This window comes from Ewingella sp. AOP8-B2-18, assembly GCF_052376015.1.
GTDB lineage: Bacteria > Pseudomonadota > Gammaproteobacteria > Enterobacterales > Enterobacteriaceae > Ewingella > Ewingella allii.
This window is the reverse complement of the sequence record NZ_JBQSVB010000006.1, coordinates 121062-139202: the sequence shown is the minus strand read 5'-3', so window position 1 is coordinate 139202 and position 18141 is coordinate 121062. Positions and strand designations below refer to the sequence as shown.

General features: G+C 55.3%; 15 protein-coding genes. All 15 read right to left on the bottom strand.

All coding sequences use genetic code 11. From position 1 onward, the window contains the following. Position 1: 1 nt before the first annotated feature. A complete protein-coding gene (locus ACT3RR_RS13805; RefSeq protein WP_496200523.1) occupies positions 2-922 on the bottom strand; it encodes a D-alanine--D-alanine ligase in 921 nt (306 codons plus the stop codon). Then, positions 915-2390, bottom strand: a complete 1476-nt coding sequence (gene murC / locus ACT3RR_RS13800; protein WP_353500995.1) for a UDP-N-acetylmuramate--L-alanine ligase — start codon at positions 2388-2390, stop codon at positions 915-917. The genes ACT3RR_RS13805 and murC overlap by 8 nt, the downstream gene beginning before the upstream one ends. 78 nt (positions 2391-2468) lie before the next feature. Beyond that, positions 2469-3536: an undecaprenyldiphospho-muramoylpentapeptide beta-N-acetylglucosaminyltransferase gene (murG, locus tag ACT3RR_RS13795; RefSeq protein WP_353500994.1), complete on the bottom strand. Its 1068-nt coding sequence runs from the start codon at positions 3534-3536 to the stop codon at positions 2469-2471. Then, positions 3533-4735, bottom strand: coding sequence for a cell division protein FtsW (gene ftsW, locus ACT3RR_RS13790; protein WP_185688573.1), 1203 nt, complete (start codon positions 4733-4735; stop codon positions 3533-3535). Before ftsW ends, murG begins: the two co-directional genes overlap by 4 nt. Continuing rightward, positions 4735-6051, bottom strand: a complete 1317-nt coding sequence (gene murD / locus ACT3RR_RS13785) for a UDP-N-acetylmuramoyl-L-alanine--D-glutamate ligase (RefSeq protein WP_496200522.1) — start codon at positions 6049-6051, stop codon at positions 4735-4737. Before murD ends, ftsW begins: the two co-directional genes overlap by 1 nt. 2 nt (positions 6052-6053) lie before the next feature. Continuing rightward, positions 6054-7136, bottom strand: coding sequence for a phospho-N-acetylmuramoyl-pentapeptide-transferase (gene mraY / locus ACT3RR_RS13780; protein WP_034787164.1), 1083 nt, complete (start codon positions 7134-7136; stop codon positions 6054-6056). After that, positions 7130-8491 carry a UDP-N-acetylmuramoyl-tripeptide--D-alanyl-D-alanine ligase gene (gene murF / locus ACT3RR_RS13775; protein WP_496200521.1) on the bottom strand — a complete coding sequence of 454 codons (1362 nt, stop codon included), beginning with the start codon at positions 8489-8491 and terminating at the stop codon, positions 7130-7132. Before murF ends, mraY begins: the two co-directional genes overlap by 7 nt. Then, complete coding sequence (murE, locus tag ACT3RR_RS13770; RefSeq protein ID WP_185688576.1) at positions 8488-9975, bottom strand: UDP-N-acetylmuramoyl-L-alanyl-D-glutamate--2,6-diaminopimelate ligase; 1488 nt, start codon at positions 9973-9975, stop codon at positions 8488-8490. Before murE ends, murF begins: the two co-directional genes overlap by 4 nt. Next, complete coding sequence (locus ACT3RR_RS13765; RefSeq protein WP_100938078.1) at positions 9962-11725, bottom strand: peptidoglycan glycosyltransferase FtsI; 1764 nt, start codon at positions 11723-11725, stop codon at positions 9962-9964. Before ACT3RR_RS13765 ends, murE begins: the two co-directional genes overlap by 14 nt. 27 nt (positions 11726-11752) lie before the next feature. Continuing rightward, on the bottom strand, positions 11753-12073 hold the full coding sequence (ftsL, locus tag ACT3RR_RS13760; RefSeq protein ID WP_353500991.1) for a cell division protein FtsL: 321 nt from the start codon (positions 12071-12073) through the stop codon (positions 11753-11755). Continuing rightward, complete coding sequence (gene rsmH, locus ACT3RR_RS13755; protein WP_353500990.1) at positions 12070-13011, bottom strand: 16S rRNA (cytosine(1402)-N(4))-methyltransferase RsmH; 942 nt, start codon at positions 13009-13011, stop codon at positions 12070-12072. The genes ftsL and rsmH overlap by 4 nt, the downstream gene beginning before the upstream one ends. Positions 13012-13013: 2 nt before the next feature. After that, entirely contained in the window at positions 13014-13472 is a 459-nt protein-coding gene (gene mraZ / locus ACT3RR_RS13750) for a division/cell wall cluster transcriptional repressor MraZ (RefSeq protein ID WP_034787151.1), read from the bottom strand. A 680-nt stretch (positions 13473-14152) separates the two neighbouring features. Continuing rightward, positions 14153-15157 (bottom strand): catabolite repressor/activator, encoded by a 1005-nt coding sequence (gene cra / locus ACT3RR_RS13745; protein WP_034787149.1) that lies wholly within the window; start codon positions 15155-15157, stop codon positions 14153-14155. Positions 15158-15491: 334 nt separating this feature from the next. Further along, a complete protein-coding gene (gene ilvN / locus ACT3RR_RS13740; protein ID WP_034787147.1) occupies positions 15492-15983 on the bottom strand; it encodes an acetolactate synthase small subunit in 492 nt (163 codons plus the stop codon). Between the two features lie 2 nt (positions 15984-15985). Then, the gene (gene ilvI, locus ACT3RR_RS13735) at positions 15986-17704 is read right to left on the bottom strand and encodes an acetolactate synthase 3 large subunit (RefSeq protein WP_353500989.1); all 1719 of its coding nucleotides are present in this window, start codon (positions 17702-17704) and stop codon (positions 15986-15988) included. Between the last annotated feature and the right edge of the window lie 437 nt (positions 17705-18141).

The following is an 18141-nucleotide window of genomic DNA, read 5'->3' as shown; positions in this document are numbered from 1 at the left end:
ATCAGTCGGCCAGCTCCAGAATACGGACCACCAGCTGCGAGAAGCTCAAGCCGAACTGTTTCGCCGCCATCGGCACCAGACTATGGCTGGTCATGCCCGGAGAAGTGTTCACTTCCAACAGGTTGAAGCTGCCGTCGGCGTCTTGCATCACGTCAACCCGGCCCCAGCCGCTGCAATCGAGCGCGCGGTAAGCCTGTAACGCCAGTGCTGAAAGCTGCTCTTCTTGCTCGCTGCTCAAACCGCTCGGGCAAAAATATTGTGTTTCGTCAGACAGATATTTGGCCTGATAGTCATAGAAAATACCGGCTGGCTGAATGCGAATCGAAGGCATCACTTGGTCACCCAGAATCGCCACCGTGTACTCAGGGCCACTCAGCCACTTCTCCACCAGCACGTCGTCGTCATGGCGGAAGCCCTCTTCTAACGCAGGCAGTAACTGCTCGGCGGAAGTGACTTTGCTCATGCCAACGCTTGAACCTTCGCGGCTTGGCTTAACAATCAGCGGCAGACCTAAACTCGCGATTTTGTCGGCCAAAGCGCCCTGCCCTACTTCGCCCAGCTGTTTTTTATTCAGCGCGACGAAAGGAGCCACCGGTAAGCCCAAGGCTTGCCACACCAGCTTGGTGCGGAACTTGTCCATGGTTAAGGCCGAAGCCATCACGCCGCTGCCCGTATAAGGCAGGCCAACTTGCTCCAACAGGCCTTGCAGCGTGCCATCTTCACCGCCACGGCCGTGCAGCGCGATAAAGACGCGGTCAAAACCTTCGTCTTTCAGGCGAGTAACAGAAAACGTTTTGGTATCGACGCCGTGGGCATCAATGCCGGCTTCTTTCAGCCCAGCCAGTACGGCTGCGCCAGAGTTAAGGGACACATCGCGCTCTGCGGAAGTACCACCAAATAAAACCGCAACTTTATTAGCCATGATGTTCATCCCCTTTTTTCACCGGCTGTAATTTTTGATCAGCCAATTTGCGGGCCACTTTGCCGATGTTACCGGCGCCCTGCACCATAACCAGATCGCCGCCTTCAAGGATTTGCGACAGATTTTCTGGTACGGCATCAATATCAGACACCAAAATCGGGTCCAGCTTGCCGCGAGCGCGGATGGTGCGACACAGCGAGCGGCTGTCTGCTCCCGGAATTGGCGCTTCGCCAGCCGGGTAAACGTCGAGCATGATCAGCACGTCGACCTGCGACAGCACGTTAGCGAAATCGTCATACAGGTCGCGAGTACGGGTATAACGGTGCGGCTGGAAAATCATCACCAGACGCTTGTTTGGCCAACCCGCACGCGCTGCTTTAATGGTGGCATCCACTTCCGTTGGGTGGTGACCGTAGTCGTCCACCAGCATCGCGCTGCCGCTTTTCGCATTCACGTTCTCCAGCGAATATTCGCCGAGGAAGTCGAAGCGGCGACCCGTGCCTTGGAAACCGGCTAACGCGCGCAGAATGGCTTCGTCTTCAATACCCTCTTCTGTCGCCACGGCAACGGCCGCTGCGGCGTTCAGCGCATTGTGGCGGCCCGGCGCATTGAGCGTGACGCTAATCAATGGCTTATCCTGGCGACGAATGGTGAAGTGCCCTTGGGCGCCTTCCTGGTGATAGCTTTCGATAAAGACGTCGGCGTCTTCGCTAAAACCGTAAGTCGTAATATGGCGGCCAACGCGTGGCAGCAGCTCGCGGATCACCGGGTCATCAATGCACATTACCGCGCGCCCGTAGAACGGCAGGTTGTGCAGGAAGTTGATGAACGTCTGTTTCAGGTTCTCAAAATCACCCTGATAGGTGTCCATGTGGTCTGCTTCGATGTTGGTCACAATCGCCACCATCGGCTGCAAATGCAGGAAAGACGCGTCGCTTTCATCGGCTTCTGCAATCAGAAAACGGCTGGAACCCAGTCTTGCGTGAGTCCCTGCGGCTTTCACCAAACCGCCGTTTACGAAAGTCGGGTCCAGCCCGGCTTCGGCATAAATACTGGTGACCATCGCGGTGGTCGTGGTTTTACCGTGGGTTCCGGCGACGGCGATGCCGTGGCGGAAACGCATCAGTTCGGCCAGCATTTCAGCACGGCGAATCACCGGAATACGGGCTTCGCGCGCGGCAACAATCTCCGGGTTGTCGGCGGAAATAGCCGTCGATACCACGACGACGCTGGCGTCCAACACGTTTTCTGGACGGTGATTAAAGTAAATCTGCGCGCCCAGCTCGGTCAGCTGTTGAGTCACGGCATTGGGTGCCAAGTCGGAACCGCTAATCTGATAGCCTTCATTTGCCAACACTTCGGCGATACCACCCATGCCAGCACCACCGATGCCAACAAAGTGAATGTGCCGAACGCGATGCATCTCGGGCACGAAGGTACGTAGTTTCGCCAATTGTTGTGTATTCACGTTTTTCTTCACTATTTCCGGTTACTGATTAATCCGTTACTTACGGCTCGGACCGCATAAAAAGCGGCCCGTTCATATTCATTTTTCGCTGGCGGCAACCACTTCTGCGGCAACGCGCTCGGTGGCGTCGGGAATGGCTACCGCACGCGCGGCCCGCGCCATTTCCAGCAAGTGGGTTCTGTCCCAGCCAGACATCGCATCAGCCACCGCAGCGGCGCTGAAATTCGCCTGTTCGATAATTTTGGCTGCACCGGCTTTCTCCAGTGGCAGCGCGTTCCAATATTGCTGACGGTCTTTGTGCTGGAACGGCACGAAAATCGCGGGCAAGCCTGCCGCAGCGATTTCGCTGACGGTCAATGCGCCGGAGCGACACACCACCACGTCCGCCCACGCGTAGGCCTCGGCCATATCATCGATAAACTCGGTGATTTTATGCTGGGTCTGGCCGACTTTTTCATACGCCTGCTCGACAGTCCCCAGCGCGCCTTTGCCCACCTGATGCCACAGGGTGATTTTATCCCCCAGCAGCGCGGCCAGTTCCGGCATGGTTTGGTTCAGCACGCGCGCGCCCTGACTGCCACCCACCACCAACACGCGAATCGGGCCTTGACGATCCGCCAGACGCACATCCGGCAGTGGCAGCGCCAGCACGTCAGTGCGCACCGGGTTACCCACCACGTCGGCATTCGGGAATGCACCCGGGAATGCCTGTAATACTTTCTTCGCAATGCGCGACAACCAGCGATTCGTCAGCCCGGCGATACCATTTTGCTCGTGCAGCACCACGGGGATGCCGCAAGACCACGCCGCCAAACCGCCGGGGCCAGAGACGTATCCGCCCATGCCCAGAACCACGTCTGGCTGAAAACGACGCATGATGACTTTCGCCTGACGCCACGCATGATATATGCGAAGTGGCGCGGTGAGTTGCGCTTTCAGACCTTTCCCACGTAATCCGGAGATCTGAATGAAATCAATCTCGATGCCGTTTTTAGGCACTAAATCGGCTTCCATGCGGTCGGCAGTGCCTAACCAGCGCACTTCCCAGCCCTGCGCCATCAAATGATGTGCAACCGCCAGTCCCGGGAAAACGTGTCCGCCGGTACCGCCTGCCATCACCATTAAACGCTTGGTCTTGCCACTCATCGGGCACTCCTTACAAACGCCTGGGCTTTAGCCAGACGCGTTTCAAAATCTACACGCAGCAACAATACGATTGCCGTGGACATAATCAGCAAGCTCGAACCACCGTAACTGATCAGCGGCAAGGTCAAACCTTTGGTCGGCAGCATACCCGCCGCGGCCCCGACGTTTACCAGCGCCTGGAAGCTAAACCACACGCCGATGGAGCAAGATAAAAAGCCTGAAAAACGCTGATCGATCTCTAAAGCGCGACGGCCAATCGACATCGCACGAAAAGCGACGAAGAATACCATTAACAACGCTAAAACCACACCGAAATACCCTAACTCTTCCCCTAAAATGGAGAAGATGAAGTCGGTATGTGCTTCTGGCAAATACTCCAGCTTTTGTACGGAGTTACCTAAACCCTGCCCCCAGAATTCACCGCGACCAAATGCCATCAGTGACTGGGTTAATTGGTAGCCACTGCCGAACGGATCGGCCCACGGATTCCAGAAGGAAGTCACGCGTCTCATACGGTAAGGTTCTGCCACGATAAGCAGCACCACCGCGAAGGCGCCGGAGCCGATAATCGCCAGGAACTGCCACATCTTCGCCCCGGCCAAGAACAGCATGGCAAGGGTAGTGATAAACAGTACAACCACGGTACCCAAGTCAGGCTGAGCCAGCAGCAGGACGGCAAGAATCACCATCACGCCCATTGGCTTACAGAAGCCCCAGAAGTTGCTTCGCACCTCATCAACCTTGCGCACCAGATAGCTGGCGAGATAGCAGAACAGCGACAGCTTGGAGAACTCCGCAGGCTGGATACGCAGCGGACCGAATGAGATCCAGCGCGATGCCCCGTTGACCGAGCTACCTACCACCAACACCACCAGCAGCATGACGATGGAGATCAGCAGTAAAACGTTGCTGTACTTCTGCCAGACAATCATCGGCACGCGCAGCGTCACCAAAGACAGGCCGAAAGCCAGACCGAGGTAAATCGCATCACGCTTGGCAAACAGGAACGGGTCATCGGCCAGACGCTGGCCAATCGGCATGGAGGCCGAAGTCACCATCACAAAGCCGATAATCGCCAGACCAAAGGTCAGCCACAGCAGAGTTCGGTCATACAGCACCAGCGTGGTGGACTCGTTCTCTTTCGACCCCATCACCCAGTCATTAAATTTGCCCGCGAGGCTCAACCCTGGAATACGCATCAGCCAAGCTCCTTCGCGAGAGCAGCAAACAGGTCGCCGCGCTGTTCAAAGTTGCGGAACTGGTCGAGGCTGGCGCAAGCTGGCGACAGCAATACCATATCGCCAGCAGAAAGCTGTCCGCTAATGTGACGCATCGCCTGCTCCATAGTGTCGAAGGTGCTGGACACTTCGGGGCGCAGTTCAGCCAGCTCTGCGCCGTCACGGCCAAAGCAGTAGACGCGGATGTTGTCGCCTTGCAGATAGCGGGCCAGCGGCGAGAAGTCGGCTGACTTGCCGTCACCGCCCAACAGCAGGTGCAAAGTGCCTTCTACTTCAAGGCCATTTAAGGCCGCTTCAGTGCTGCCAACGTTGGTCGCTTTGGAATCGTTAATCCAGCGCACGCCGTTATGCTGCCATGCCACCTGGAAGCGATGGGCAAGGCCGGTGAAGTGGGTTAGTGCTTGCAAACTTGAGGATTGCGGCACGCCGACGGCATCCGCCAAAGCCAGCGCGGCCAGCGCATTGGTATAGTTATGACGCCCAGTCAGCGGCATCTCTTTGGTGTTCAACACCCGCTCGCCGCGCACGCGCAGCCAGATGTCATTCTGCTGGCGCGTGAGGTGGTAATCACCGACATCAACGCCGAAGCTCACACAGCGGCTGTCTGCGCCGCGAATAGGCATGGTCAGCGCGTCATCTGCATTCACCACGCACAGCTTGGCGTTCTCATACACTTTCAGCTTCGCGCCGCGATACTGCTGCAAACCAAACGGATAGCGATCCATATGATCTTCCGTCACGTTGAGGATGGTGGCAGCCGCCGCCTGCAAGCTATGGGTGGTTTCAAGCTGGAAGCTGGAAAGTTCCAGCACGAACAGCTGGTAGTCCTGCCCCAGCATGCTCAGAGCCGGTAAACCGATATTGCCGCCGACGCCAACTTTCCAGCCCGCCGCCTTGGCCATTTCGCCGACCAGCGTCGTCACCGTGCTTTTACCGTTGGAACCCGTGATAGCCACAATCGGGGCCTGCACTTCGCGGCAGAACAACTCGATATCGCCAACGACTTCGACACCGGCGTCAATCGCCGCGCTAAGCGCCGGGGTTGCCAATGCCATGCCCGGGCTTGCCACGATCAAATCGGCATCCAACAGCCAATCTTCATTAAGCGAACCGAGGTGACGCTCTACGCTGTCCGCCAGCTTATCCAAGCCCGGCGGGCTGACGCGGGTATCAATAACGCGAGGCGTTACGCCGCGCGCCATAAAGAAATCAACACAGGAGAGCCCCGTAAGGCCCAGCCCGATAATGACGACTTTTTTACCCTGATAGTCAGCCATAATTACCGTACCTTCAGCGTCGCCAGGCCAATCAGCACCAGCATCAGCGAAATAATCCAGAAGCGCACGATGACGCGTGGTTCTGGCCAGCCTTTAAGTTCGTAATGGTGGTGAATTGGCGCCATGCGGAAGATGCGCTGCCCACGTAACTTAAAGGAACCTACCTGCAAGATGACCGACAGAGTTTCAACCACAAACACCCCGCCCATGATCACCAGTAAGAACTCTTGGCGCAGCAGCACAGCGATGGTGCCGAGCGCGCCACCCAGTGCCAGTGAACCCACGTCGCCCATGAAGACCTGCGCCGGATAGGTGTTGAACCACAAGAAGCCCAAGCCCGCGCCGACAATGGCGGTACAGACGATCACCAGCTCACCCGCATGACGCAGATAAGGAATGTGCAGATAGTTTGCGAAGTTCATGTTGCCCGTCGCCCATGCCACCAGCGCAAAGCCTGCGGCAACAAACACGGTTGGCATGATGGCTAAACCATCAAGGCCGTCGGTCAGGTTGACGGCGTTACTGGTGCCGACAATCACGAAGTAGCTCAGCAAGATGTACAGCAGGCCGAGCTGCGGCATGATGTCTTTAAAGAACGGTACAACCAGCTCGGTGGCCGGTGTGTCTTTGCCAATCGCGTACATGGTGAAAGCCACGGCCAGTGCGATCACTGACTGCCAGAAGTATTTCCAGCGAGCAATCAAGCCCTTGGTGTCTTTGCGCACCACTTTGCGATAGTCATCGACAAAGCCGACGATGCCGTAGCCGACCAGCACGAACAGCACGCACCAGACGTAAGGGTTAGACGGATAGGCCCACATCAGCACCGAAATGGTGATGGAGGTCAGGATCATCAATCCGCCCATGGTTGGCGTGCCGCGCTTACTGAAGTGCGACTCAGGGCCGTCGTTACGCACGACCTGCCCGAAAGACATTTTTTGCAGACGGGCAATCACGCGAGGCCCCATCCACAAAGAGAGGAATAATGCGGTCAGCAGGCTGACGATGGCGCGAAACGTCAGGTATGAAAAGACGTTGAAGCCGGAATAATATTTGACCAAATGTTCGGCCAGCCAAACTAGCATGTTGCATTCTCCTGTAACGCCCGTACTACCTGCTCCATGGCGGCACTACGTGAACCCTTAATTAAAACGGTGATGACCGCATGTTCTGACAGCAAGCTTGTTAAACGGGCCGTCAGGGCTGACTTATCTTGCAGATGTTCGCCACAGCCACTGGCGTCACTGATGGTTTTACTGGCGTTACCCACGCTGAAAACTTTATCGATGCCCGCTTCGCGAATAGCCTCGCCCACTTCGCGGTGGCAATTCTCGCTTTCTGCGCCTAGCTCGCCCATGTCGCCCACCGCCATCACGCGATAACCCGGCATTTCAGCCAGCGTCTGCGCGGCAGCCGTCATGGAACCCACATTGGCGTTGTAGCTGTCATCAAGCAGCGTTTTGCCTTCACTCAGAGCGATGGGGAACAGACGCCCCGGCACGGCTTGTAAAGTGGATAAGCCTTGGCGAACATTGTCTAACGTCGCGCCAACGGAGAGCGCCAAGGCCGCAGCGGCCAGCGCATTTGCAATGTTATGACGCCCCGGCAGCGGCAGAGAAACGTCCACCACGCCTTGCGGTGCATGCAGAGTAAACGCCGTTTTCAGCGGGCTTATCTCTACGTCTGAGGCATAAAAATCAATGTCTTCGCCAGCTTCCGGCGAGAAGCGCCAGACGGTTTTGTTATGCAGATGGCGCTGCCAGTGCGGCCAGTCGCTGCTGTCAGCATTGAGAATGGCGACGCCATTGGCCGGTAAACCTTCAAAGATTTCACCCTTGGCCTGAGCAACGCCCGCCAGTGAACCAAAACCTTCGAGGTGGGCAGCGGCGAGGTTATTGACCAGTGCAGTCTCAGGACGCACTAAATCGGTGGTGTAAGCAATTTCGCCGCCGTGGTTAGCGCCCATCTCGATCACGGCGAAATCGTGTTCCGCAGTCAGGCGCAACAGGGTTAATGGCACGCCGATGTCGTTGTTGAAGTTGCCTGCGGTATAGAGCACGTTGCCGCACTGGCGCAAAATCGCCGCGGTCATCTCTTTCACCGAGGTCTTTCCAGAGGAGCCGGTCAGGCCAACCACCCGGGCTGGAACCTGCTGGCGAACCCACCCGCCGAGACGGCCGAGCGCGATGCGAGTGTCGGCAACCACCAGTTGCGGAACGTCCACCGGTAAGCGCTTACTTACCAGCAATGCCCCCGCTCCGGCTGCAATGGCATCAGCAGCAAAGTCGTGAGCATCAAATTTTTCGCCTTTGAGCGCGACAAACAGGCAACCCGACTCAATTTTGCGGGTATCGGTCACCACGGCGTCAATCTGCGCGTCTGCGCCGATCAACTCGGCATTGAGTTCGTTAGCCAGAGCCTGAAGGGAAACGCAGATCATGCGACTACCCCCAGTAAGCGGGCTGCGGTGGTGCGGTCCGAGTAGTCCAGACGCTGATTCCCCACCAACTGGTAATCCTCGTGACCTTTACCGGCAATCAGCACCACGTCATCTTCTGCGGCTTGCATGATGGCGCTAGTGACAGCTTCGGCGCGGCCATGGATCTCTAAGGCGCGGCCCGCGTCGAGCAGCCCGGCAAGGATATCGGCCACGATAGCGCGCGGCTCTTCGCTACGCGGGTTATCGTCAGTCACGATCACGCGGTCGGCGTACTGCTCGGCAATGCCGCCCATAAGTGGGCGCTTACCTTTGTCGCGGTCGCCGCCACAGCCGAAGACGCACCACAGCTGGCCTTTGCAGTGCAGGCGCGCCGCGGCTAACGCTTTCTCCAGAGCATCCGGCGTGTGGGCATAATCCACCACCACCGTCGGCTTGCCCGGCGCATTAAACACTTCCATACGGCCACAAACCGGCTGCAACTGGGCGGAGGTTGCCAGCAGGTCTTTCAGCGGATAATCGAGGGAGAGCAGAGTCGCCAAGGCCACCAGCAGGTTGCTGACGTTGAACGCGCCCATCAGGCGGCTTTCAATCAGGCCTTCACCCCAGCTGGAATCAATGTTGACGCTGGCGCCGCCGTCGTGGTAATTCACGCTGCGAGCTGCCAACCAGCGCCCTTTCCAATCAGCCGGGATCTTATCTTCCATCGTGACGGCGATGGCGTCCGGTGACTTTTGCAGCCAGCGCAGACCCACTTCGTCGTCAGCATTAATGATTTTCTGCCCCACCTGATGCGACGCAAACAGCAGCCATTTGGCTTCTTCATAAGTTTGCATATCGCCGTGGTAATCCAGATGGTCACGGCTCAGGTTAGTAAAGGCGGCGGCGGCGAAAGGCAGCGCGGCAACGCGATGCTGAACCAGACCGTGGGAAGAGACTTCCATCGCGGCGAAGCTCGCGCCTTGCTTCACTAAGTCAGCCAGAACATGCTGAACCTGTACCGCGGAACCGGTGGTATTTTCCGCCGGAACCACATTATTAAGTAAACCGTTACCCACGGTGCCCATCACGGCACTGGTTTCGCCCAACAGCTGCGCCCACTGCGCCAGCAACTGGGTGGTGGTGGTTTTACCGTTGGTGCCGGTCACGCCGACTAATCGCAGGGATTTGCCCGGCTCGGCGTAGAAACGCCCGGCCATCTCGGACAGCAATAAATTCAGGTCATTCAGATAGATAACCGGTACGCCATGCATCTGGGATACCGCGCCATGCTCCTGTTCACCTTTAGCTTCGGCCACCACGGCAGCCACGCCTTGCGCGATTGCCTGTGGGATAAAACGACGCCCGTCGTTGCTATGGCCTGAAATCGCGACGAACAAGTCTCCGGCAGCCGCCACGCGGCTGTCTAAAACCAGTTCTTTCAGCGCTACGTCTGGGGCATCACTCACCCAGGGCGCTAGTAGGTCGCGCAAATTACGATCTGCCACCTGAAGCCTCTTTTTGATTGTTAACTATGTCGTCATTTTCGCTGACGGTTAGCGCGTCAGGCTCAATGTTCATGGTGCGCAATACGCCCCCCATAATCGCCCCAAAGACCGGTGCTGAAATCGCACCGCCATAGTATTTACCGCCCTGCGGGTCGTTAATAACCACGACCAATGCAAAACGCGGATTACTCGCTGGCGCAACGCCGGCGGTGTAAGCGATATAGCGGTTAACGTATTTGCCGTCCGGGCCAACCTTCTTCGCCGTACCGGTTTTAATCGCGATACGGTAGCCCTTGATAGCAGCTTTAACGCCACCACCGCCCGGCAGTGCAACGCTTTCCATCATGTGAACCACTTTACGCACCAGAGGTTCAGGGAAAACGCGTTCACCCGATACAGGAGGATCAACCTTAGTGATCGACAAAGGGCGATAAACGCCCAGGCTGCCAATCGTTGCATAGACACGCGCTAATTGAAGTGGAGTCACCATTAGCCCGTAGCCGAAAGAGAAGGTGGCCCTCTCTATGTCAGACCACCGTTGTTTTTTAGGGTATAAGCCACTGCTTTCTCCAACCAGCCCCAAATTGGTCGGTTTTCCCAATCCGAATCGCGAGTAAGTATCTACCAGCTCTGCGGACGGCATCGCTAACGCCATTTTTGATACACCGACGTTACTCGACTTCTGCAAGACACCCGTCACTGAAAGCTCCGGGTATCGGGCCACGTCTTTGATTTCGTGACCATTAACGTAGTACGGCAGGGTGTTAAGAACGCTGTTCTCTTTCACCACACCGTTTTTGAGCGCGGTCATCACCACCATCGGTTTGACGGTAGAACCCGGCTCGAAGATGTCCGTGATCGCACGGTTACGCATGGCTTCTTTTGGCGTATCCGGCAGATTATTCGGGTTGTAAGACGGGCTGTTAGCCATCGCCAGCACTTCGCCGGTCTGCACATCCACCAGCACGGCGGTGCCTGATTCCGCTTTGTTGAACGCCACGGCGTTAGTCAATTCGCGATAAACCAGCGCCTGCAAACGTTCGTCAATGCTCAGTGCGAGGTTGTGTGCCGCCTGACTGTCAACGGATGAAATATCTTCAATCACGCGGCCAAAACGGTCTTTACGGATAGTCCGTTCGCCCGGCTTGCCGGTTAACCAGCGGTCGAAGCTTTTCTCAACGCCTTCAATACCCTGACTGTCGATATTGGTCACGCCAATCACGTGAGCCGTCACCTGCCCTGCCGGATAGTAGCGGCGGGATTCCTGACGCAGCGAGATGCCGGGCAGTTTTAGCTTGTGGATATACTCGCCAATCGAGGGATTCACCTGACGTGCCAGATAGACAAAGCGGCCTTTAGGGTTGGCGTTGATTCGGGTAGAGAGTTGATCGAGGGGGATATTCAGGGCGTCGGCCAGCGCTTTCCAGCGCGTATCGACGGTGATCCCGCCGTGATCGTTAATCTCTTTAGGATCGGCCCAGATAGCATTGACCGGCACGCTGACCGCCAGAGGGCGTCCGGCGCGGTCAGTGATCATGCCGCGAGAAGTTTCGATGGTTTGCACCCGCAAAGAGCGCAGATCGCCTTCTTTAACCAGCTTGTCGGGGCTGATGACCTGCAAGAAAGCCACTCGCAGCATCAGGCCCACTAAGGCCAGAAGAATACATCCGCACAGCAACGCAAAACGCCAGCTGATAAAGCTGGCTTGATCTTCAGGACGTTTTAACTTCGTTTTGCGCGCTGCTTTCATCTTTTACGAGTCTTCTCCATAAGCGTTTTAAGGTTGAACCACAATGTTTTCTTGTGATGGATCAACGTGCTGCATCTGCAATTTCTCCGTTGCGATGCGTTCCACCCGGCTATGATCGCCGAGGGCATTTTCTTCCAAAATCAGGTTGCGCCACTCAATGTCCAGCGCATCTCGTTCCAACACCAGCTGCTCTCTCTGTGCCGTCAATAAGCGCGTTTTGTGAGAGGTAGTGACCACAAATATGGCGCTGACCAACACGGCAATGAGCAAAAGCAGCGGAAGCTTGCCATTGCGCAGAATGTCACCCGCAATAACGCCAACCAGACCATGACGCTCATTACCAATCACGAGGCCGTTCTCGCGGCAAAACGCAGCACAGAGCTACGGGCACGTGGGTTTTCTGACACTTCAGCGTCCGATGGCATCATCTTGCCGATGGACTTCAGCGAACGGCCGCCCAGCTCGGAGATTTGCGCTTCGGTCATCGGGATGCCCGCTGGAACCTGCGCACCACGGCTATGCTGGCGAATAAAGCGTTTCACGATGCGATCTTCCAGCGAGTGGAAACTGATCACCGATAAACGACCGTCGGTTGCCAGGATCTCCAGCGCGCCGTCGAGTGCGCGTTCGATCTCTTCCAACTCACTGTTGATGTAAATACGGATCGCCTGGAAGCTGCGGGTTGCCGGATGCTTGTGCTTCTCGCGGAATGGCGAAGCGTTAGCGATCAAATCCGCCAGCTCTTTGGTGCGCGTCATCGGCTGCTCGCGGTTGCGCTCAACAATGGCACGGGCAATACGCTTAGCAAAACGCTCTTCACCAAAGGTTTTCAGCACCCAGGTAATGTCTTCTTCTTCGGCCTTCATCAGCCATTCTGCGGCGGAATAGCCACGCGTTGGGTCCATACGCATGTCCAGCGGCCCGTCACGCATGAAGGAAAAACCGCGCTCGGCGTCGTCCAACTGCGGAGAGGAAACGCCTAAATCCAACAGCACGCCGTCGATCTTGCCTTCAAGACCAAGGTCTTTGACGTAAGTCGCTAAGTCGGAAAACGGGCCATGAATAATTGAGAAACGCGGGTCTTGAATGGATTCGGCGGCTTTAATCGCCTGAGGGTCTCTATCGATAGCGAGCAGGCGCCCGTCCGGCCCAAGTTGGGACAGAATCAGACGCGAATGGCCACCACGGCCAAAAGTTCCATCAATGTAAATTCCGTTTTCACGAATGTTCAGGCCGTTTACGGCCTCATCCAGCAAAACGGATGTGTGCTTAAAATTTTCAACCATGCTTATAGTGACAAGTCCTGTAATCGGTCAGAAAGTGGTTCCTGAGACGACTGTTCAGCGTCAATGTCTTCCTTAACTTGTTGATACCAGGTCTGTTCATCCCACAGTTCAAACTTGTTGAACTGCCCAACCAGCATCACTTCTTTGGCAAGCCCGGCGTGTTGGCGCAATGTAGTTGCAATCAACAGTCGCCCAGCGTTATCCATCTGACATTCACTTGCATGGCCCAACAGCAGGCGCTGAATACGGCGCTCAACGGGGTTCATACTCGACAGACGGGACAATTTTTGTTCGATAACTTCCCATTCGGGCAGGGTGTAAAGGAGGAGGCATGGGTGATGGAGGTCTATGGTGCAAACCATTTGACCTTGCGATTCTTCGCTCAGCAAATCCCGATATCGGGTGGGTACGGCAAGTCGCCCTTTGCTGTCGAGGTTAACCATCGTCGCGCCACGAAACATGACCGATCTACCCCTCTATGACCCTTTTCACCACTTTCCTCCACAAATTCCCACATAAAAGAGTTTACGGATGGTATTAAAACCTTGTCAAGCCAGAGCAGAGGCGGTTTGGCATTATTTCGCGGGCGTCGAGGAGCCTTATCGCAAGGGAGTAAGGATTTTTAGTAGCGGAATAGAAAATAACGTCATGATTAGTTGAGGAAATTTCGTAGTGAAAATAATTATGATTAAAAAAAAATCAAATTGAACATTATTTAACTATTTATATTCTTCTGCTAACGATCTCTCAGTTCTTAACCTCTCCATCATCAAAAACAGAATCTTGATTCGTTTTAAGATGATTACTGCTAAAACACGATTACTCTTGTTGCCAGCCCGCATGCAGCAAGCTTTTGTCCCTTTTTACGGCCTTTACAAATTAAACAGAAAATCGGCCGATAAAAATTGAGGCGTGAATTCTACAGCACTTTTAGCGCCAGTATTAACGTATTTAAAAATTGATTTAGCGGTTTATATCAGCCAGAAAAGGCAGCAAAACATTTGCTAATAATTCAATGCGTAGGAAATGTCCCAAAATACCCATTTAAACGTTATGGGCTAGTTTTGCGGCATATTTTTGCGAGGAGAATGATAAAGATAAGTAAGTCGCGGGTTTAGCGAATCCAAACCCGCGTTGAAGATTATTTTCTGCTCAAACGCCCACGGCGGAACAGGTTGCGGCGAATTCGAGTCAAACCGGCTTTTGGTTTTTTTGGCTCATCGAGACAGGCCAGCACCAGCTCAAGCACGCGCTCGGCCACGTCGCGGTGGCGCTGCGCCACGGCCAGTACCGGGCAATCTAAGAAGTCGAGCAGCTCATTATCACCAAAGGTGGCGATGGCTAAATCCATCGGCAAACGCCCTTCCCGCTTTAGGGTGACATCCATTACGCCCTGCAACAGCTGGAACGAGGTGGTGAACAGCGCCTGCGGCATAGGATGGGTTTTCAGCCACTCGGCAAACGCCAGCGCTGCTGATTCACGGTCGTAAGCATTGGCATAGAGGTACTGCGGCTCACGGGCATCATCGGCCCAGGCCTGACGGAAACCTTGCTCGCGCAGGAAGCTGACGGAAAGCTCTGGCAGCGCGCCGAGATAGAGAACCGATTCAGCCGGAAACGCGCGCAGCTCCTGCGCCAGCGTAAAGGCGTCTTCCTGATCGGCCCCCACCACGCTGATGAAATGTTCAGGGTCGAGGGCGCGGTCGAGGGCAATAATGGGGAAGTCATCATTGGCCCAGCGCTGATAGAACGGGTGCTCCGGCGGCAAGGAGGTGGAAATAATGATGGCATCGACCTGACGCTGCAACAGATGCTCCACGCAGCGCATTTCGTTGTCTGGCTGGTCTTCGGAACAGGCGATCAGCAACTGATAGCCACGCTGGCGCGCCTGACGCTCGAGGTAGTTAGCAATTTTGGTGTAGCTGGTATTTTCCAGATCGGGGATCACCAAACCAATGGAACGGGTTCGGCCCGCGCGTAGCCCGGCGGCGACGGCGTTAGGGTGGTAGTTATGTTCCTTCACGACAGCCATGACTTTTTCAACTGTCTTATCGCTGACACGATACTGTTTCGCTTTGCCGTTAATAACATAACTGGCAGTGGTACGCGAAACGCCCGCTAACCGCGCGATTTCATCCAGTTTCACCGAGAAAACCCCTTACATAACTCATTAAGTGAAGTGCAGCACGCCTTGAAATGGCCGATTTTAACGACTGGCGAGGCAATGACTGCTGTCCGTTGGCAATTCAGCCGCCGTGCGAAAAGCGACGTGAATGACGAAATGATTAAATAAACTTGTCTTTATCTAACCGCAGAAGACCCTGTTGAGCAAGGTGTTTTACCGAATCGCTTCACCTGAAGGATTACAGAAGGCAGGACCTTCGCCGTGAGACGAAAGACAAAATAAAAGCCCAACCGGAGTTGGGCTTCTGAGCAGCACATGATTCATCGGGCCAGAACAGCCCCCATGATATCAAGGATTAACGCATGACTTTGTCACCGCGAGAGACGCCAACCACGCCAGAACGCGCGACTTCAACGATTTCCGCCACTTCACGCACGGTTGCCAGGAAGGCGTCCAGCTTGTCGCTGGTTCCCGCCAACTGCACGGTATAGAGGGTCGCCGTGACGTCAACAATTTGACCACGGAAAATCTCAGTGGAACGTTTCACCTCTTCACGCCCGTAGCCCGAGGCTTGCAGCTTAACCAGCATGATTTCGCGCTCAACGTGCGCGCCCTGCACCAGCTCGTTGACGCGCAGAACGTCCACCAGCTTATGCAGCTGCTTTTCAATCTGCTCCAGCACCTTGGCGTCGCCCACGGTTTGGATGGTCATGCGCGACAGCGTTGGATCGTCGGTCGGCGCTACGGTCAGACTTTCAATGTTGTAGCCGCGTTGGGAGAACAGGCCGACGACGCGTGACAAAGCGCCTGATTCGTTTTCGAGCAATACTGATAAAATCCGGCGCATGATTAGGTCCTCTCCGTTTTGCTTAACCACATTTCGTCCATCGCACCGCCACGGATGTGCATCGGGTAAACGTGTTCTGTTTCATCCACGCTGATATCCACGAATACCAGACGGTTTTTCTGATCCAATGCCTGCTGCAATTTGCTTTCCAGCTCATCGGCGGAGCGAATCGCAATACCCACGTGGCCATAGGCCTCTGCGAGTTTGACGAAGTCAGGCAGAGACTGCATGTACGACTGCGAATGGCGGCCGGAGTAGATCATGTCTTGCCACTGTTTAACCATGCCGAGATAACCGTTGTTCAGGTTAACCACAATCACTGGCAGGTCGTATTGCAGCGCGGTAGACAGCTCCTGAATGTTCATTTGGATACTGCCGTCGCCGGTCACACAGATAACGGTTTCTTCCGGCAGGCCGAGCTTCACGCCCAAGGCCGCAGGCAGGCCGAAGCCCATGGTCCCCAGACCACCGGAGTTAATCCAGCGGCGCGGCTTATCAAACTGATAATAGAGCGCGGCAAACATCTGATGCTGGCCGACGTCTGACGTCACGTAGGCATCGCCCTTGGTCAAACGATGCAGAGTTTCGATAACCGCCTGAGGCTTAATCGTGCCGCTGTTTTTATCGTAGCCGAGGCAATCTTTCGCGCGCCACTGCTCGATGCTCTGCCACCAGTCGCGCAGCGCGTCGTACTCTTGTTTCTCATCGCTTTGCGCCAGCAATTCCAGCATCTGCTCCAACGTCTGCTTGGCATCACCCACGATAGGGATATCCGCGCTCACCGTCTTCGAGATAGAGGTCGGGTCGATATCGATATGCATGATGGTGGCGTTCGGGCAGTACTTGGCCAGATTGTTGGTGGTGCGGTCATCAAAACGCACGCCCACGCCGAAGATAAGGTCGGCATTGTGCATAGTCATATTGGCTTCGTAGGTGCCGTGCATCCCCAGCATACCCACGCTTTGACGGTGAGTGCCTGGGAAAGCGCCAAGGCCCATCAGCGAGCTGGTCACCGGCAGATTAAGCTTTTCGGCCAGCTGTAACAGCTCGGCGCTACATGCAGAGTTAATCGCACCGCCACCGACATACAGCACCGGCTTCTTCGCCGCCAACAGGGTTTGCAGCGCGCGTTTAATCTGCCCACGGTGGCCTTGCACCGTCGGGTTATAGGAGCGCATGGTGATTTGCTCAGGGTAGGAATAGGGCAATTTAACCTGCGGATTGACCACATCTTTCGGCAAATCAACCACTACCGGGCCGGGACGGCCAGTAGAAGCGAGGTAAAACGCCTTCTTCAATACCGTCGGAATATCTTCCGCGTGCTTCACCAGGAAGCTATGTTTCACTATCGGGCGGGAGATCCCCACCATGTCGCATTCCTGAAAAGCGTCATAGCCAATCAGCGAACTGTGAACCTGGCCTGATAACACCACCAGCGGAATGGAATCCATATAGGCCGTCGCAATGCCGGTAATGGCATTGGTCGCGCCCGGGCCGGAGGTCACTAGCACCACACCAACGTCGCCCGTTGCGCGTGCATAACCGTCAGCCATATGAACAGCGCCCTGCTCGTGTCTAACTAGCACATGATCAATCCCGCCGACCGTGTGCAGGGCATCATAGATATCCAACACCGCTCCGCCGGGATAACCGAATACGTGTTTAACGCCCTGGTCGATCAACGATCGGACGACCATCTCGGCTCCTGACAACATCTCCATGGTTTTGCCTCCAGGCTTTTTGTTTCTATAGGATGACTTATTTTAATAAGAGTCTTTTTATAAGAGAGCTGCCCGGTGAATAAACAACTCAAAGGAAAATGGAATTCATTTCCATCGTCCGGGTAAGAGGGCTTAGCCCTGCTGTTCTTATCTTATGACGTAAATGTAACTCAATACCTTAGCGTCTGAATTTCGGTCAAGCAAACGGCAAAATACCGCTGCCGGGGCCACTATTTTGTGTCGCGCTGCTGGCCTTATCTAGAGCGAGACAAAACACTACACAAAGCAGACTACTACTCAGGAATATCAGGAAGGGGGAATAAATTACAGCATTAAATTATGACAATATTCTTGTTCCACTGGGTGGGAATTGACCTAAAAACGGTCGATTTGAACAGATACAAAAATTAAGCGGCGCGAAGCAAAGTGCGCTGCGG